This window comes from Lysinibacillus sp. NPDC056232 (assembly GCF_042267565.1).
Classification (GTDB): Bacteria; Bacillota; Bacilli; order Bacillales_A; family Planococcaceae; genus Lysinibacillus.
In genome coordinates, this window is sequence record NZ_JBHJTF010000021.1 from 14,869 (window position 1) to 31,291 (window position 16,423).

General features: G+C 38.2%; 16 protein-coding genes. 5 read left to right on the forward strand and 11 right to left on the reverse strand.

Features of this window, described 5'->3' with window-relative positions; genetic code table 11:
• Positions 1–190 precede the first annotated feature (190 nt).
• Positions 191–367, forward strand: coding sequence for a hypothetical protein (locus ACFCYJ_RS15685; RefSeq protein WP_376074866.1), 177 nt, complete (start codon positions 191–193; stop codon positions 365–367).
• A 37-nt stretch (positions 368–404) separates the two neighbouring features.
• Here ACFCYJ_RS15685 and ACFCYJ_RS15690 read toward each other — a convergent pair whose 3' ends face one another.
• From ACFCYJ_RS15690 to pruA, 3 genes are all read right to left on the reverse strand, one after another.
• Complete coding sequence (locus ACFCYJ_RS15690; RefSeq protein WP_376074867.1) at positions 405–1,649, reverse strand: Glu/Leu/Phe/Val family dehydrogenase; 1,245 nt, start codon at positions 1,647–1,649, stop codon at positions 405–407.
• Positions 1,650–1,732: 83 nt separating this feature from the next.
• Entirely contained in the window at positions 1,733–2,926 is a 1,194-nt protein-coding gene (locus tag ACFCYJ_RS15695) for an ornithine--oxo-acid transaminase (RefSeq protein WP_376074868.1), read from the reverse strand.
• Positions 2,927–3,222: 296 nt separating this feature from the next.
• Positions 3,223–4,767, reverse strand: a complete 1,545-nt coding sequence (gene pruA, locus ACFCYJ_RS15700; RefSeq protein WP_376074869.1) for an L-glutamate gamma-semialdehyde dehydrogenase — start codon at positions 4,765–4,767, stop codon at positions 3,223–3,225.
• A gap of 145 nt (positions 4,768–4,912) precedes the next feature.
• Here pruA and ACFCYJ_RS15705 point away from each other — a divergent pair, with 145 nt between their 5' ends.
• Entirely contained in the window at positions 4,913–6,220 is a 1,308-nt protein-coding gene (locus ACFCYJ_RS15705) for an AAA-type ATPase lid domain-containing protein (RefSeq protein WP_376074870.1), read from the forward strand.
• Between the two features lie 216 nt (positions 6,221–6,436).
• Here the strand turns inward: ACFCYJ_RS15705 and yugI are convergent, their stop codons facing one another.
• The 3 genes from yugI to ACFCYJ_RS15720 form a co-directional block, all read right to left on the reverse strand.
• Positions 6,437–6,814: a S1 domain-containing post-transcriptional regulator GSP13 gene (gene yugI, locus ACFCYJ_RS15710; protein WP_376074871.1), complete on the reverse strand. Its 378-nt coding sequence runs from the start codon at positions 6,812–6,814 to the stop codon at positions 6,437–6,439.
• Positions 6,815–6,899: 85 nt separating this feature from the next.
• Positions 6,900–8,546, reverse strand: a complete 1,647-nt coding sequence (locus ACFCYJ_RS15715; RefSeq protein WP_376074872.1) for a hypothetical protein — start codon at positions 8,544–8,546, stop codon at positions 6,900–6,902.
• Positions 8,539–9,087 (reverse strand): RNA polymerase sigma factor, encoded by a 549-nt coding sequence (locus ACFCYJ_RS15720; RefSeq protein ID WP_376074873.1) that lies wholly within the window; start codon positions 9,085–9,087, stop codon positions 8,539–8,541. The genes ACFCYJ_RS15715 and ACFCYJ_RS15720 overlap by 8 nt, the downstream gene beginning before the upstream one ends.
• A 257-nt stretch (positions 9,088–9,344) precedes the next feature.
• Between ACFCYJ_RS15720 and ACFCYJ_RS15725 the strand changes: the two genes are divergently transcribed.
• Entirely contained in the window at positions 9,345–10,685 is a 1,341-nt protein-coding gene (locus ACFCYJ_RS15725) for a sodium-dependent transporter (protein ID WP_376074874.1), read from the forward strand.
• A gap of 369 nt (positions 10,686–11,054) precedes the next feature.
• Here ACFCYJ_RS15725 and ACFCYJ_RS15730 read toward each other — a convergent pair whose 3' ends face one another.
• Positions 11,055–11,315 (reverse strand): DUF1871 family protein, encoded by a 261-nt coding sequence (locus tag ACFCYJ_RS15730; RefSeq protein ID WP_082339692.1) that lies wholly within the window; start codon positions 11,313–11,315, stop codon positions 11,055–11,057.
• Between the two features lie 72 nt (positions 11,316–11,387).
• On the opposite strand from ACFCYJ_RS15730, the gene ACFCYJ_RS15735 reads away from it, so the two are divergent.
• Positions 11,388–12,560 (forward strand): MalY/PatB family protein, encoded by a 1,173-nt coding sequence (locus ACFCYJ_RS15735; protein ID WP_376074875.1) that lies wholly within the window; start codon positions 11,388–11,390, stop codon positions 12,558–12,560.
• A 194-nt stretch (positions 12,561–12,754) separates the two neighbouring features.
• Here the strand turns inward: ACFCYJ_RS15735 and ACFCYJ_RS15740 are convergent, their stop codons facing one another.
• From ACFCYJ_RS15740 to ACFCYJ_RS15755, 4 genes are all read right to left on the reverse strand, one after another.
• Positions 12,755–12,967 (reverse strand): hypothetical protein, encoded by a 213-nt coding sequence (locus tag ACFCYJ_RS15740; protein ID WP_049669158.1) that lies wholly within the window; start codon positions 12,965–12,967, stop codon positions 12,755–12,757.
• Between the two features lie 22 nt (positions 12,968–12,989).
• Positions 12,990–13,577, reverse strand: coding sequence for a peptidylprolyl isomerase (locus ACFCYJ_RS15745; RefSeq protein ID WP_376074876.1), 588 nt, complete (start codon positions 13,575–13,577; stop codon positions 12,990–12,992).
• A gap of 88 nt (positions 13,578–13,665) precedes the next feature.
• A complete protein-coding gene (locus tag ACFCYJ_RS15750) occupies positions 13,666–13,887 on the reverse strand; it encodes a hypothetical protein (RefSeq protein ID WP_376074877.1) in 222 nt (73 codons plus the stop codon).
• Between the two features lie 313 nt (positions 13,888–14,200).
• Complete coding sequence (locus tag ACFCYJ_RS15755; protein ID WP_376074878.1) at positions 14,201–14,398, reverse strand: hypothetical protein; 198 nt, start codon at positions 14,396–14,398, stop codon at positions 14,201–14,203.
• A 139-nt stretch (positions 14,399–14,537) separates the two neighbouring features.
• Between ACFCYJ_RS15755 and ACFCYJ_RS15760 the strand changes: the two genes are divergently transcribed.
• Positions 14,538–16,391 (forward strand): transglycosylase domain-containing protein, encoded by a 1,854-nt coding sequence (locus ACFCYJ_RS15760; RefSeq protein WP_376074879.1) that lies wholly within the window; start codon positions 14,538–14,540, stop codon positions 16,389–16,391.
• The last annotated feature ends 32 nt before the right edge of the window (positions 16,392–16,423 follow it).

Below are 16,423 nucleotides of genomic sequence, written 5' to 3' on the forward strand. Positions count from 1 at the left end.
AAATTTTTAACACCGTCATACCTCAATTTACTATAGTCTTCCTGAACAGAATCTGAACAATTAGTTCTATTTATCTATATATCAGTTCTATCTACCTGCACAAATAATCTATCCATATGTTCAGATTTTGTTTAGGTAGTCATTGTATAGTAGAGACAGTACATAGAACAAAGGAATTTTGCTTATGATTATGTTAAATATTGTAATTATTTGGTTTGTTGTTATTTTCGGTGGATTAGGTATATTGAAATATATGCTTATACAAAAGGAGCGGAAAGTAAGAAAAGCGATGTTAGAAAAGCGGCTGGAGCATCTTATCCAAACGAATAAATACAAATTGCCCCAAGAAAAAAACGAGTCATCCTAATGATATAGGAATGACTCGTTTTGTATTTAAATATTGATTAAACCCATCCACGGAAGCGTGAAGCTTCTGCAGTGCGGCGAACACCTACCATATAAGCTGCTAAGCGCATGTTAATGTTACGTGTTGTCGCTGTTGTATAAACGTTTTCAAATGCATCAACCATTTTTTTGTATAGACGTTCTTCAACTTCTTCTTCTGTCCAGTAATAACCTTGGTTATTTTGTACCCATTCGAAGTAAGAAACTGTTACACCACCAGCAGATGCTAATACGTCTGGTACAAGTAAAATGCCACGATCAGTTAAAATTCTAGTTGCTTCAGAAGTTGTTGGACCGTTCGCTGCTTCAACTACGATTTTTGCTTTAATGTTGTTTGCATTATCAGCAGTAATTTGGTTTTCAATAGCAGCTGGCACTAAAATATCACAATCAAGTTCTAGTAATTCTTTGTTTGAAATTGTGTTTTCAAATAATGTTGTTACCGTACCAAAGCTATCGCGACGATCTAATAAGTAGTCGATATCTAAACCTTCAGGATCATGTAGTGCACCATAAGCATCTGAAATACCGATTACTTTTGCACCTAAATCATGCATGAATTTCGCTAGGAAGCTACCTGCGTTACCGAAGCCTTGAATAACAACGCGCGCACCTTTAATATCAATGCCACGTTTTTTCGCTGCTTCTTGGATAACGATTGTTACACCTTGTGCAGTCGCACGGTCACGACCTTGAGAACCACCAAGCACTAGTGGCTTACCTGTGATGAAACCTGGAGAGTTGAATTCGTCCATACGGCTGTATTCATCCATCATCCAAGCCATGATTTGTGCATTCGTAAATACGTCTGGCGCAGGAATATCTTTTGTTGGTCCTACGATTTGACTGACTGCACGTACATATCCACGGCTCAATCGTTCGATTTCATCCATAGACATTTGACGAGGGTCACAGATGACTCCGCCTTTACCACCGCCATAAGGTAGATCCACGATACCACATTTCAATGTCATCCACATTGAAAGCGCTTTAACTTCTTCCTCAGATACGGCCGGATGGAAACGAACCCCACCTTTAGTTGGTCCTACTGCATCATTATGTTGTGCACGGTAACCAGTAAATACTTTTGTTGTACCATCATCCATTTTCACTGGAATACGCACTTGTAGCATGCGAAGCGGTTCTTTTAACAATTCATACATTGCTTCGTCATAGCCAAGTCTATTTAGAGCCTCTTGAATGACTTCTTGAGTTGATGTGAACAGATTTAAGTTTTCAGACATTATTAAATCGCCTCTTTGTTTTTATAATGATAGTATATCGGCATCATTGTAACATACTTCCGAATTGAAATGTGAACATTTTGTTAAACTTTAAAAACTTTTTCAATTTGCTCAATTGACCAATCTAAATCCTCTTGTGAAATAACAAGTGGTGGCGCAAATCGAATGACAGTATCATGTGTTTCTTTACATAATAGGCCTAATTCTTTAAGCTTTTCACAGTACGGACGTGCTGCCTCTGTTAATTCCATTCCGATAAATAAACCACGACCACGAACGTCTTTAATGACTGGGTTGTTAATTTCTTTTAATTTCCCTTTAAAGTATTCACCAAGTTCGTGTGAACGCTCTGCTAATTTTTCATCTAGTAATACTTTAATTGAAGCAATAGATACAGCACATGCTAACGGATTACCGCCGAAAGTTGAACCATGTGATCCTGGATTGAACACACCTAAGATCTCGCGATTTGCAGCTACACAAGAAATCGGGAATACACCGCCGCCTAAAGCTTTACCTAAGATGTACATATCAGGCTCTACTTCTTCCCAATCACATGCGAACATTTTACCTGTACGTGCTAAACCAGCTTGGATTTCATCTGCAATGAATAAAACATTGTTTTCACGGCATAGCTCGCGAGCAGCTTTTAAGAAGCCTTCTGTTGGAATGACAATACCAGCTTCACCTTGAATTGGCTCAATTAAAAACGCTGCTGTGTTAGGCGTAATGGCAGCTTTTAATGCTTCTAGATTACCGTAATCTACTAACTTAACATTCGGTAACATAGGACCGAAGCCACGACGATATTCTTCGTCAGACGATAAAGATACAGCAAGCATTGTACGGCCATGGAAGTTACCATTACATGCAATGACTTCAGCCTTGCCATCTTCTACACCTTTTACATCATATGCCCAACGACGAGCTGCTTTAAATGCAGTTTCTACCGCTTCTGCACCTGTATTCATCGGTAATACCATTTGTTTATTCGTTAATTTCCCAACTAGCTCATACCATTCACCAAGGTTTTCGCTATAAAATGCACGAGAAGTTAATGTTACTTTATCAGCTTGTTCTTTTAACGCAGCGATAATTTTCGGATGACGATGTCCCTGATTCACAGCAGAGTAAGCTGATAGCATATCTAAGTATTTATTACCTTCCGGATCTTTTACCCAAGCACCCTCAGCCTCTGCAATGACGATTGGTAGTGGGTGATAGTTTGCAGCACCAAAATTTTGAGTTTGTTCAATAACTTGATCTGTTTTTGTCATATAGTATTCTCTCCTTATGTTCATGATGAAAAATCTTTGGAAGACTATGTTTTTCTATAAGTAAATTTAATAGAACAATTTCGCATTTTCTGAATATAAAAAACAAGAATCGGCCTAGCTACCCCTAGGTAAGCCGCTACAACGTTAGCGTCTGCGGTTCTTGCTGAGCCAACTTTACCAGGAAGATTCTCGCAGATTCTCTTATCAGCCCCGGCCAGATTCGGTTTTGCGCTTGCACAAAACCGAATCCGTGACATACGCCGAGAGCTATAACTTCTTTCATTCTGCTAAAGAAGTTACAGCATTTCTGAAGTTGTTTTTGCTTGCATGTGAAGTTGTAGATAGTCAGGGCCACCTGCTTTTGAGTCTGTACCTGACATATTGAAGCCGCCGAATGGTTGGTAACCTACGATTGCACCTGTACAGCCACGGTTGAAGTATAAGTTACCTACATGGAAATCTTCACGAGCTTTTTCTAAGTTCATACGATTATTTGTAATAACCGCACCAGTTAAACCGTATTCAGTATCGTTTGCAATATCAATTGCTTGATCGAAATCTTTAGCTTTTGCAATCGCTACAACTGGCCCAAAGATTTCTTCTTTCATAATACGCGCAGAAGGATCTACGTCTGCAAATACTGTTGGTTGGATGAAGTAACCAACTGAATCATCAGCTGTACCACCTGCAACTAGGCGACCTTCTCCTTTACCAATTTCAATGTAATCTGTCACTTTATTAAATGCTGCTTGGTCAATAACTGTTGCCATGAAGTTTTTGAAGTCTGTTGGATCACCAACTGTTAACGTGTTAGTAAGCTCCATTACACGATTAACAACTGTGTCATAGACATCTTCAACGATAATAGCACGAGAACATGCTGAACATTTTTGACCTGAGAAGCCGAATGCTGATTTTACGATAGATTGTGCTGCAAGCTCTAAATCTGCTTCTTTATCAACAACGATTGTATCTTTACCGCCCATTTCAGCGATAACACGTTTAATCCAAATTTGACCATCATTTAATACAGATGCACGTTGGTTAATACGTAAACCTACATCACGAGATCCAGTGAAGCTGATGAAGCGTGTTTTTGGATGATCAACTAAGTAGTCACCTACTTCTGAACCAGAACCTGGTACAAAGTTCACCGCACCTGCTGGAAGACCAGCTTGCTCTAACACTTCGATAAATTTATAAGCAACTACAGGTGTTGTTGAAGCTGGTTTTAACAATACAGTGTTACCTGTTACTAAAGCTGCAACCGTTGTCCCGGCCATAATTGCGAATGGGAAGTTCCATGGTGAAATGACAATACCAATACCTAATGGAATATAGTCATAACGGTTGTATTCACCAGGACGGCTTTCTACAGGTTGACCTTCTTTAACACGTAGCATTTGACGACCATAGTATTCTAAGAAATCAATTGCTTCTGCAGTATCTGCATCAGCTTCAGCCCATGGTTTACCCGCTTCTTTTGTTAAAAGTGCAGAGAATTCGTGTTTACGACGACGGATAATTGCCGCTGCTTTAAATAGTACGTCTGCACGAATAGCTGGATCTACTTTTTTCCAAGTTTTAAATGTTTCGTCTGCAGCTTGCATCGCTTTTTCAGCTAGTTCTTTGTTTGCTTTTGATACGCGACCAATTACTTCTGTTTTCTTTGCAGGATTATATGAAACGATTTTATCTTCTGTCGTAATACGTTCGCCACCGATAATAAGTGGGTAGTCTTGACCTAAATAACTCTCTACTTTATTTAACGCTTCTAAATATGCGTTGTAATTTGCCTCTTGAGTAAAATCTGTGAATGGTTCGTGTTTGTATGAAATCATACTATATCCTCCCTCGTGAGATGTGTTTTAAGTGTGCAAAAAACATTGACGCAAAATATCTTTGCGTTTAGAATATTCTTACACTTATAATAATGCAAAATTTTGTTGCATATTTCAAGTAAAAAATTTTTGAGGTGCAAATTTTATGAAAAATTCCGAACCCTTACTCCCTTTTTATGAGTTTATTACAACGAATGTAACTGTTGGTATTCATGCTGTAGATCTTTCTGGCAAAACAATTATTTATAATACGAAGATGAAAGAAATTGAGGGATTTCATTTTGATGAATTAGCAGATCGTTCTGTTATTGAAATGTTTTCTTTCCGCCAGCATGAAAGTACTTTAATGCGAGTCTTACAAACAGGAAAAAAGGAAATTAATGTAAAACAAACGTATTGGAATAAAAATGGCCATGAAATTACAACGATTAATGATACTTTTCCACTTTATGTCGAAAATAAACTAATTGGAGCTATTGAGTTTGCTCGGGACATTACATCACTCGAAAAACTAGTTTATCAGCCCCTTCGTCGATATGGTGAACCTATAACATTCGATATGATTACAGCTGTTTCTGAATCGATGCGACAAGTAATCGCAAACGCCAAAAAAGCATCAGCAGTGAAACTACCAGTATTACTTATTGGTGAATCGGGTACAGGAAAGGATTTAGTCGCAGAAGGTATGCACCATGCAGCATCGACTGATCCTGAAGCATTTGTAACTCTAGTAAGTCGTCACTCTGCACAATCTGTTTTAGATAAATTACAGAAGCACTTACAGGATGACAAGACATACACTTTTTTCTTTGAACGCATTGATTTTTTAAGTCTAGACATTCAGGAGCAACTATTAGAGGTTTTACAGTCTCTTCCACAGTCAAAATACATGCTCATTGGCAGTGTAGGAAGCGACCCCATTACATTGATCGCAGAAAAGAAACTTTCAAAATCACTGTATTATTTCTTTGCTACAATGGCCATTTCCATTCCTAATTTAACAGATCGAAAAGAAGATATTCTTCCATTTGTAGATGATTACTTCAACCGCCATCAAGAACGATTTGCTTCAAATGTCGCGGAATTATCACCTGATGTACAGGATTTATTTTTGCAATATGATTGGCCAGGAAACTTAAAGGAGCTTGAGCTATTACTAGATGAAACGGTGTCGTTTATGACCACTGAATCAACAGTTACCTCAGATTTATTACCAATGCATTTCCGCTTCAAGGTACAGCAGCAAGACGTATCTAATCACGAGCCGGAATTCTTTATGTTCCAGCAACAGAATGATGTTATGCCGCTCGATGCTTATTTACGTGAAGCCGAATCCTATTATGTGCAAAACGTCTTAAATTTATATGAAGGCAATATTACAAAGGCCGCTAGTGCACTTGGCATGAGTCGTCAAAACCTACAGTATCGAATTCGAAAAATAAAAAACCAATAACTTTTAGCTATAATTAAATACAAAAAACGAGGATACTTTCCTACTTGAAAGTATCCCCGTTTTTTTATCCCGCATTAACAGGCAGTAATTGATCTGTACCGAAAGCGAAGCGTCTGGTACAAGACTCCCATCTAAAATCCAGTAAAATAACTGCCTGTAAAAGCCCGATTGGTGAAGACTAATAATCAGTGGGGGCCCACTGATTAAAGTTTCACTTTATTGTCCTGACTGCTCGATCCAGCCCTGTAATTTATCTTTTAAGGAATTAAAGCCATTCGCATCCGATTCATCTACACGGTCCTGCAATGATTTACGTGGTGGTGCATCTTTTTTACGCAATGTAGCTGGGCGCTCCTGCAAAGCACGAATCGATAAACTAATTTTTTCGGCATCTTCATCGATTTCAAGTATCTTCACTTCTACCTCTTGCCCAACTGACAAAAATTCACTAACGTCCTTTACAAAGCCGTACGTAATTTCGGAAATATGTACAAGGCCTTGTGTATCTTCATCAAGCGCAACAAATGCACCGTACGGCTGTATACCTGTAACTTTTCCAGTTAACACGTCTCCTAATTCATATTTTTTTCCCATAAACTTTGCCCACTTTCTTTTTGTTTGCTACGTATATATCACCATAAATTATAACATACGTAAATTAGTGGGGCAAAAAATCTCCTTATTCGTTAATAGCACTAATTAGGTAATGTTGTTCACCATTTTCGGTTACTACAGGGATTAATTCGAAAGATAATTGCTGTCCAATTACCCCTTGCGCCGCACCTTTTACAATTGTTCTAATACTAAGTGACGAGCCTCCCATTTCATAAAGAGCTTTAAAATTTTCCATCCCATCAAACTGAACAACTGTATTTATATCCAAGTCATCAGTTAAAAGTCTCTGAGCTATGTCACGATCACCAATCCCATTAGCATATAAAAATAAACTAACGATATTAATTGGATTTAATGTCTCTATAATTGCATCATTCTTCGTTTTAACATACTCATCGTAAAGAGATTTAGTTTGCTCAATCCAACCTTCATTAATCTCTATACTAGTTGTTCCATCATCCGTCTGCATAAACGTGTCTTCTCGCAAATATAAAATTCCCATCCAGATATCATATGTTGTTAACTGTTCTAGCGTTTTAGATTGTCCCGTTAACTTTATTTCATCTAGTATTAATTGTGCTGTTTTGCGCATTGCTTCACCATATCCGCCATTCGCAATTTTAGTTAACAAATCCATATATTCAGGTTTGAATTGACCAGTTTTTGTACGAATAGGATTGGTTTCAGTTCCCTTAAAAATGGCAAGCCATGTATTTTCAAACTCTCCCTTTAATACGTTAAAATTGTCCGTCTCAGTAGATTTATCCGCTACAAGCGTTTTTTCATAGAGACGCAGAATAGTTGCGGAATCCTCTATAGAATAGAGTAAATCTCCACCAACAAGCAATGAGCCCGTAGCTAGGTATTTAAAATATCCTAATACATTTGGGTGAAGGCGTTCAATATATTCAGGCGCGTCTTTCCCGAATACAGGATTTGGTCGAAAACTATAACTTTGTCCATTATATTGTAATTCTAAATATTGCTCTTTAGCTGTAGCAATTAATTTATTTAGATCTGCAGGTAGACTTTTTGGTTTTTGTGATAAAACTTTTTCATATTGAACAAGCTTATTAGAATAATAGTTTGCTATCTCTTCTGCTGGGTATGAATATCCACTATAAAAGTAATAAGATTCTTCAAATGACATAAGATTTCCGTAAGTTTCGATAAGTTGTATTTGCTCACGTGGCGTTTGTAGATTATCCAATGTATTTTTTGCCAAACTGTTCAAAAAGTTATTATTTTTGTTCTGTACCCCTTGAAACAACTCTTTTCTTTTAGGTAATGAGTTCACTTCATTGTCTGTAGTTTGAACTAATGCTATTTCACTAAACTCTTTCTCCGGAATGTCGAGCTCTTTACGCATTTGTTCACGTTTTTCTTTATATTCTTTTGTAAAGTTTGAAAGCCATTCGTCATATGCTTTTTCTTGTTCTTGTTCAGCTGTTTGAACAAATGTCGATGGATTAATCACATACGACGAAACGAGAACACCTACTAAAAGTACACTTGCAATGCATGCTATCCAGACAGCTGGCTTTTGCCATCTTGAAGGGGGCTTTTGTGTCGCTTCTGTTTCTTGCGCTTGCTGTGTTGCATTTTCTGCCTCGATTTGTGCGAAAATGGCTTCTGGATCTAGCTGTGATTCTAGGCGATCATAGGATTTTTTTAGAAGCTCCATTCGTTTTTCAAACTGTCTATCATCCATTTTCAACACTCCCCTCCTGCATTAACACCACTTTGAGTTTCTCCTTTGCACGTAATATACGAACTTTGACAGTTGATAACGCAATATTTAGTACCTCTGCTATCTCCTCATACTTTAATTCATGGAAGTAAAATAATATAAGAGGATAACGATATTTTTCATCAAGTTCTTTAATAGCATTATGTAATAACCTATCCTCTTCAAAATTAAGGACATGCTTTTCTGCCGAAGATGAGGGCATTTGTTGCTGTGCACTTAGCCTTTCTTCCTTTGCTTGCTCTCGTTGTTCTTTGCGATAATAATCACGCGTTGCATTCAATGTGATTTTATAGAGCCATGTCGTAAAACGATCCTGCTTAAATTGATGTAAAAAACGATAGAGCTTCACAAATACCTCTTGTGAAACATCGGCTAAATCATTACTATGCACGCCGCATTGAAAAGCAAACTTTTCAACTGTTCGCTGATGTATTCGGATCAGCTCTATATAGGCGCCTTTGTCTCCTTGCTGAGCCCGTTCTATTAATTCAGTTTCTGTCACAGTCATCCCCCCTTTGCATATGTAACGAACCCTCCCTCCTAATTGTTACATATTTAAATATATTTTGGATCTTTACCATACAGTGTGGTTGATTTCCTTGCACTCCGCCGCTAAAACCATCTATTCAGCTACTAAAATTACCCTCCTGCACAAACCAAAATTAATGTAAAAACATCTAAAATCATTTGCTGAAATTAGTTTGTGTTATGGGCATATTGCGGTAAAATAAAGCTTTAGTATAAGGAGGATTAATTTTTGTGTCTTCGAGAGATCAATTTACATCTAAAATCGGGTTTATTTTAGCTGCCGCTGGAAGTGCTATAGGGTTGGGAGCTATTTGGAAGTTTCCTTACATGGCGGGTACTAACGGCGGAAGTGTCTTTATTTTACTATTCATCCTTTGTACATTTTTCATCGGTTTGCCGGTGTTAATTGCAGAATTTATGATTGGTCGCCGTGGGCAAAAGGATGCCGTCACGTCGTTCAAGGAACAAGCACCAGGAAAACCGTGGTACTTAATAGGATGGAGTGGCATGATTATTGCCGGTCTAATTCTTTCATTCTACAGTGTTGTTGGTGGTTGGATTTTAAGTTACTTGGGCCGCGCCATCACATTCCACCTCAATACTTCTAGTTCAAATACTAATTATGCAGATTTATTTGGTAACATCATTTCAAGCCCATTTGAAGCAGTCCTTGTACAAGGGTTATTTATGTTGTTAACAGTAGTGATTGTATCAGCAGGTATTAAAGGCGGGATTGAAAAAGCTAGTACATGGATGATGCCTCTATTATTCGTCTTCTTCATCGTATTAGTGATACGCTCTTTAACATTGGACGGTGCAATGGAAGGCGTCAAATTTATGTTCGTCCCTGATTGGTCCTACTTAAATGCGGAAACGTTTTTAATGGCACTTGGACAAGCTTTCTTCTCATTAAGTGTCGGGATCGCGGTAATGATCACATACGCTTCCTATTTATCAAGAACAGAAAAGATTGGAAATTCAGCGATCAATGTTGCATCGATGAATATCATTATTTCTTTACTTGCAGGTCTAGTAATTTTCCCAGCAGTGTTCGCACTTGGCTATACACCAGACCAAGGTCCTGGACTCGTATTTATTATTTTACCTGCTGTTTTTGAGCAATTACCTCTTGGTGGTCTATTCTTAATGATTTTCTTCGTACTTTTACTATTTGCAACAGTTACTTCTTCCATTTCCATGTTAGAAATTGTCGTGGCGATCGCAATTGGAGATAAGCCTGAAAAGCGTAAAAAAATTGCTTGGATTGGCGGTATTATTATTTTTATCGTTGGTATTCCAAGTGCTCTGTCATTCGGTATCCTATCTGATGTAAAAATTTTAGACCGCTCTATCTTCGACTTTGTAGACTTTTTTACGAATAATATTGGTATGCCAATTGGAGCCTTACTGATTTCTATTTTTGCAGGCTATTATTATACAAAGGACATCTCACGAAAGGAGCTTGCAACATCTAGTCTGCTGTTCAATATTTGGTATATTTTAATCCGTTATGTTTCTCCGATAGCGATATTCATTATTTTCATCAAGGGGATTTTACCGTTGTTTAAATAAAAGACTTTCAATTTTATAGCAAAAAACGAGGTTGTCTCAAAATTGAAAGACAACCTCGTTTTCTATAGAAAAGCAAAAACATAATTGTGTCCGAATTCGGCTTGTGCTCAGGCCTGCACGAGGGCCGACACGATGTCGGTCATTTCGGTAATGCCACAGGACGTGGCGTTTTTACCGATGCAGGTCAGTTAGCCGTTATCGCATGGATGCGATGATTTTAGGCTAACATCCTATGTGAACTCTTTTCCGATTCCATGACATCCACCAGAAGTTAGGCCAATACAATATTAGTCACTCAGGCATTTTCAACCGCTGAAAGAAGATCAATTATGCCTCGGCATAATTGCGTCCGGAATCGGCTGAAATAAGTTAAATAATGCATTTTGCTTCAAATTTTATCGCAATAAGTTTATATGAAATGGCTACACAATCTTCAAATGGAATCCATTCTTCAAACGAATGCTCATATGTTTCTTGAATAACCTTTGCAAGAACAGATGGATCATCGATACCTTGCAATGCCGCTACAACATCTGCGGTTTCAGTATCATAATGATCTGGACCTAAGTGGAATGGATCCCACTCCTCTAGCAGATGTACGGCTGCTTGATTCATTTTTATATTTTCCAAAATACTCACCTATTATCCTTTTATCATACTCGTATGATACCATAGTAAATAAAAAAGAAAAGAGTGATTTGCTTGTCTATTTTCGATCAAACTATTAAACGTCTTTGTACAAACTCTGTAAAATGGGACGCAATGGAAAACGTATACGGGGTACAAGATGCTTCAGACATACTACCAATGTGGGTAGCTGATATGGATTTCGCTGCTCCAGCAGCCGTATCAAAAGCACTACAAGAACATGCTGAAAAGACTGTTTTCGGCTATAGCTTTGTGAGCGATGAAGCGATACAGTCGATCATAGACTGGCAGAATGCTCGTTATGATTGGCACATTGATAAAGAATCAATTGTTTTCTGTAATGGTGTTGTTGCTGCTTTAGCGGATAGTATTAAGGCACTGACAAATCTAGGAGATAAAGTACTTATTTCCTCACCTGTCTACCCACCATTTTATAACATCCCAAAAAGCAATGGCCGAGAAGTGGTTAATTGTCCTTTAGTAGAAAAAGATGGGACATATGTCTATGACTTTGCAGCCTTTGAGCAAGCACTTGCTCAAAATGTGAAAGCCTACATATTGTGTAATCCACATAATCCCGGTGGTTATGTATGGGATGAAGCTACATTAAAGGAAATTGTACGACTATGTGCAAAATATGATGTAGTGATTATTTCCGATGAAATTCATTCTGATTTAATGTTGGATGGCTCACAACATACACCATTAGCAAAAATCGCTGGTGATGAAATTGATCGTATTATTACGTGCATGGCACCGACAAAGACATTTAATCTAGCGGGTATTCAGGTTGCCTATATGATTGTGACGGATAAGAAAAAGCGTATGCTACTAGAAGCAGTTCATATGGCTAGCGGGCAAGGATCATTAAATACATTTGCTTCTGTCGCACTTCAGGCTGCTTATACAGAGGGTTCCACATGGTTAAATGACATGCTTACTTACATTTCAAACAATATGAACTATGTAATTGCTGAATTAGGGCAATTACCTGGTATCCATATTAAAAAACCTCAGGGCACTTACTTACTTTGGATTGATTATCGAGAATTAGAGCTTGATGAAAAAGAAATCATGAAACGTTTGCTGGAACATGGCAAGCTTGCATTAGAGCCAGGATCAAAATATGGTGAAGAGGGTCATGGCTTCCTACGTATGAACGTTGCTTGCTCATTTGACACAGTAAAAGATGGTGTTCAGCGCTTTAAGCAAGCACTTCAACAATAGAAAATAAATAGTGAAGGATATCTCAAGTTTTTCTGAGGTATCCTTTTTTGTTTGAAAAATATATATCACATGGAGATGAAGCATTTGAAGAATGGAGCGAAGACAAAATTTTAACATGAGATTAATGAGAAAGTATAATGCCCCGCAGTCCTTAATGGCTGCGAGGCATCTGGCTTTCTATATAAAGTGCTTTTTTAAATATTTTGCTGATTGTTTGTATTATTTTTCTCTGAAAGAATACGTGCTTCGAGTTCCTTTGATTTCATTTCTTGTTTCTTAGAAATCTTACGGAAAACGGTAAAGACAACAATACATAAAATAAGCATGATTAAAAATTCAAAAGCTGCAGGAACATAGCCTGATTTATCTTCTGGGAAATATAAAAATTGATACATTAAATGTTTCATGTTTTACACGTCCTTACAATTATTATTCAAAAACTGTAATTGACTCGATTTTCACATCTTCTACTGGTTTATCACGCATGTCTTTTTCTGCATCTGCAATTTTGTCGACGATGTCCATTCCTTCAACAACATGACCAAATACTGTATGTTTATGGTCTAACCAAGGAGTACCGCCATTTTTAGCATAAGCTTCAATAATTTCTTCTGGGAAGCCAGCACCTTGTAATTGACGAAGCATATCACTTGGAAGGTTCTTCATTTGTACGATAAAGAATTGTGAACCATTTGTGTTTGGACCCGCATTTGCCATTGAAAGAGCACCGCGAAGATTAAATACGTTTTCAGAGAACTCATCCTCGAAAGAGTTACCCCAAATTGATTCGCCACCCATACCTGTACCAGTTGGGTCACCACCTTGAATCATAAAGTCTTGGATGACACGGTGGAAAATGATGCCGTCATAGTAACCAGATTTTGCATGGCCTAAGAAGTTTTCAACCGTTTTTGGTGCATGCTCTGGGAATAATTTAATTTTGATGGCACCTAATGTTGTTTTCATTTCTACAAGTACTTCGCCTTCAAGTACTTCTGTTGTTAATTGTGGAAACATTGAAGTCTCTCCTTTAAATGTAAAATTTCAGTTTCAATGAAAATGATAGTACTATCATTTCTGACCTCATTTTAGTCTAACATACTTCTTAATGGTTTTCTTCACCAAAGTATTGACGATTTTTTGCACTTTTAATTTTTTGGCTGATAACCAAAGCGTGAGGTCGCTTTCCGTTCCGACTGGGCGCCTCCTTAGGGACAGTGTAATAGGTGAGAGCAAGTTGAGGAACGAAGGCTAATAGCATCACGCCCTGTGATAACGCCTTCGTGACCAACATCGTGTTGTTGTTGCTGTCGCTTCGCCTTCGCACAAAAAGCATTTGTTACTGACGCTACGCTTTTGCATAGACGAAACCCTCTTACTGAAGCATCGTTTTATGACTATATATTAGAGTGATATGCTATGTGGAGTGGAGTCTGGGCGACATAATAAAGTTAAAGGATTCACGCACAGTTTTGTGTGTGAATCCTTTTTGTTCTTCTGAATGTGGATGTCGATAAAAATTAAAAGTTAGGTGATAAAACGTGAAAGTTTGTCGATAAAATTCAGAAGTTGGTAGATAAAACGTGACAGTTGGTAGATAAAATTTAAAAGTTGGGCGATAACTCCTGAAAAGGTCCCGATCAAACTAAAAAGTTGGATGTCATTTTGTTAAAACGTATGTCATGTGGATAAGTTGATCTTCGTTCCGGCTGGACGACTCCTTGGGGATCAGCGATAGAGGAACGAAGGCTAAAATCATCACATCCTGTGATAACGCCTTCGTGACCAACGTCAGCTACAAATGTTTTATCTGTGCTAAAGCGAAGCGGCAGCAACAAAGCGTCCAGCCGAAACGGAAATCACCCCCTCGCTTTGCCGAAGAGCCAACAAAATTGCAAATAGGTCTGAACGAGTATTTGGAAACCATCCAAATTATGTTATTCTTTTGAATGACTCATATTTAGAGTGGAGGCACACATGAAAAAGGCTTTTGGTTTTATTATCATTTTACTCTCCTTACCTGTCCTTTGGTGGATTAGTACAAATATTAGGACGGAAATCAATGCGGCACAAGCGCATGAGGAGAAAATTGCTAGCGCTATTCACTTACCGGAAGTTCAGACACAGCTTCCAGTAACACTTATTGATCAAAATGGCAATACATTTAGCGAGGAATATGTCGAATGGAGGCATCCTCTAACACTACAAGAAATACCCAAAATTGCCCAGGAAATTTTTATCGCAAGTGAGGACGCTCATTTTTATGAGCATATCGGCTTTGACCTCAGTGCTATCATCCGTGCAGTTGTTGCTAATTCAAACTCAAATTCAGCTTCTCAAGGTGCCAGCACTATAACACAGCAGCTCGTTCGTATGCGTTATTTATCCGACGAAAAAACATATGAGCGAAAATTAACAGAGGTTTTTTACTCCTATGAGCTTGAGAAAGAATTTGATAAAGACGAGATTTTAACGATGTATCTAAATGAAGCCTATTTTAGCAATCAAGTTTATGGAATCGGTGGAGCAGCTACCTATTATTTTCAAAAACCACTCCAAGAATTATCTATAGCTGAAATCGCATTTATTGCGGCTATTCCAAATAACCCCTCATTGTATAATCCTTTAAAAAATTTTGAAAAAACAAAAGCGAGACAAGAGCGGTTATTAGATACACTCGCAACGAGCGGCGCTATAACAAAAGAAGATGCCACTACATATAAAGCTGAAACGATCACGTTAAATGTAAAGAATAAAGCGCAAAGCTACCCTATGTACAGCACTTACGTCCTACAAGAGCTTAGATGGTTAGTTGCAGAAAAAGAAGGCTATTCAGATCGTCTTGCAAATACACAAAGTGAAGAAGAAAAGAAAAAAATCAAAGCGCAGCTAGACAATCGACTCAATACATTATTTCAAAATGGATTAACGATTTATACCGCGCTTAACCCAGACAAACAAGCACATGATGAGCAAAAGATGACTGCCATTCTAGGTTCAGGCAAATTACAAGCAGCTGGAGCAGTTATTGATAATAAATCTCGTGAAGTAGTTAGTCTTTATGCGGGGAAAAACTATGAAAAGTTTGGTTATCATCGGGCCTTTCAAGGAACGCGTCAGCCAGGCTCTGCCTTTAAGCCGTTAGCGGTATATGCTCCTTTCTTTGAAACGACAGCACACACACCTGATTCTATAGTGAGCGGTGGCAGTTATTGTGTCGGTTCATTTTGCCCACAAAACTATGGTGGCTTCAAATACGGTGATGTACCTATTCGAGTAGCATTTCAATATAGCTACAATACATCGGCTCTCCGTCTCTTGAACACAGTCGGAATTGATACAGCTTTTAGTTACTTAGATCGCTTTCACTTCCGCTCCATTGTGGCAAAAGACCATAATTATGCTGCTGTCTCTTTGGGAGGGTTAACGTATGGTGTTACAGCACTTGAGCTAGCAGATGCTTATACAAGCTTTATAGACGGCTCATACGTACTTGCCCATAGCATCCGTAAAGTAACAGCATCTGATGGCACGGAGCTTTACAGCTGGGATTCAACACGCGATCAAATTTGGTCACCGAAAACGGTTAAGTATATGCGTTCAATGCTTTCAGATGTTGTTTCTCAAGGTACAGGGCAAGGCGTTTATAGTAGAAGTAACTATGTCGGTGCGAAAACAGGAACAACTAACGACTATCGCGACTACTGGCTTGCAGGATTAAATGATGAATACACCGCAGCAGTATGGCTGGGCTATGATAAGCCACAATCTATGGAGAGATTAGAAAACTATAAGATTCACCATCAACTATTTAATGTTTTACTACAGTAAATAGTCATAAATCCTCAACGAAAAGGAGCAGC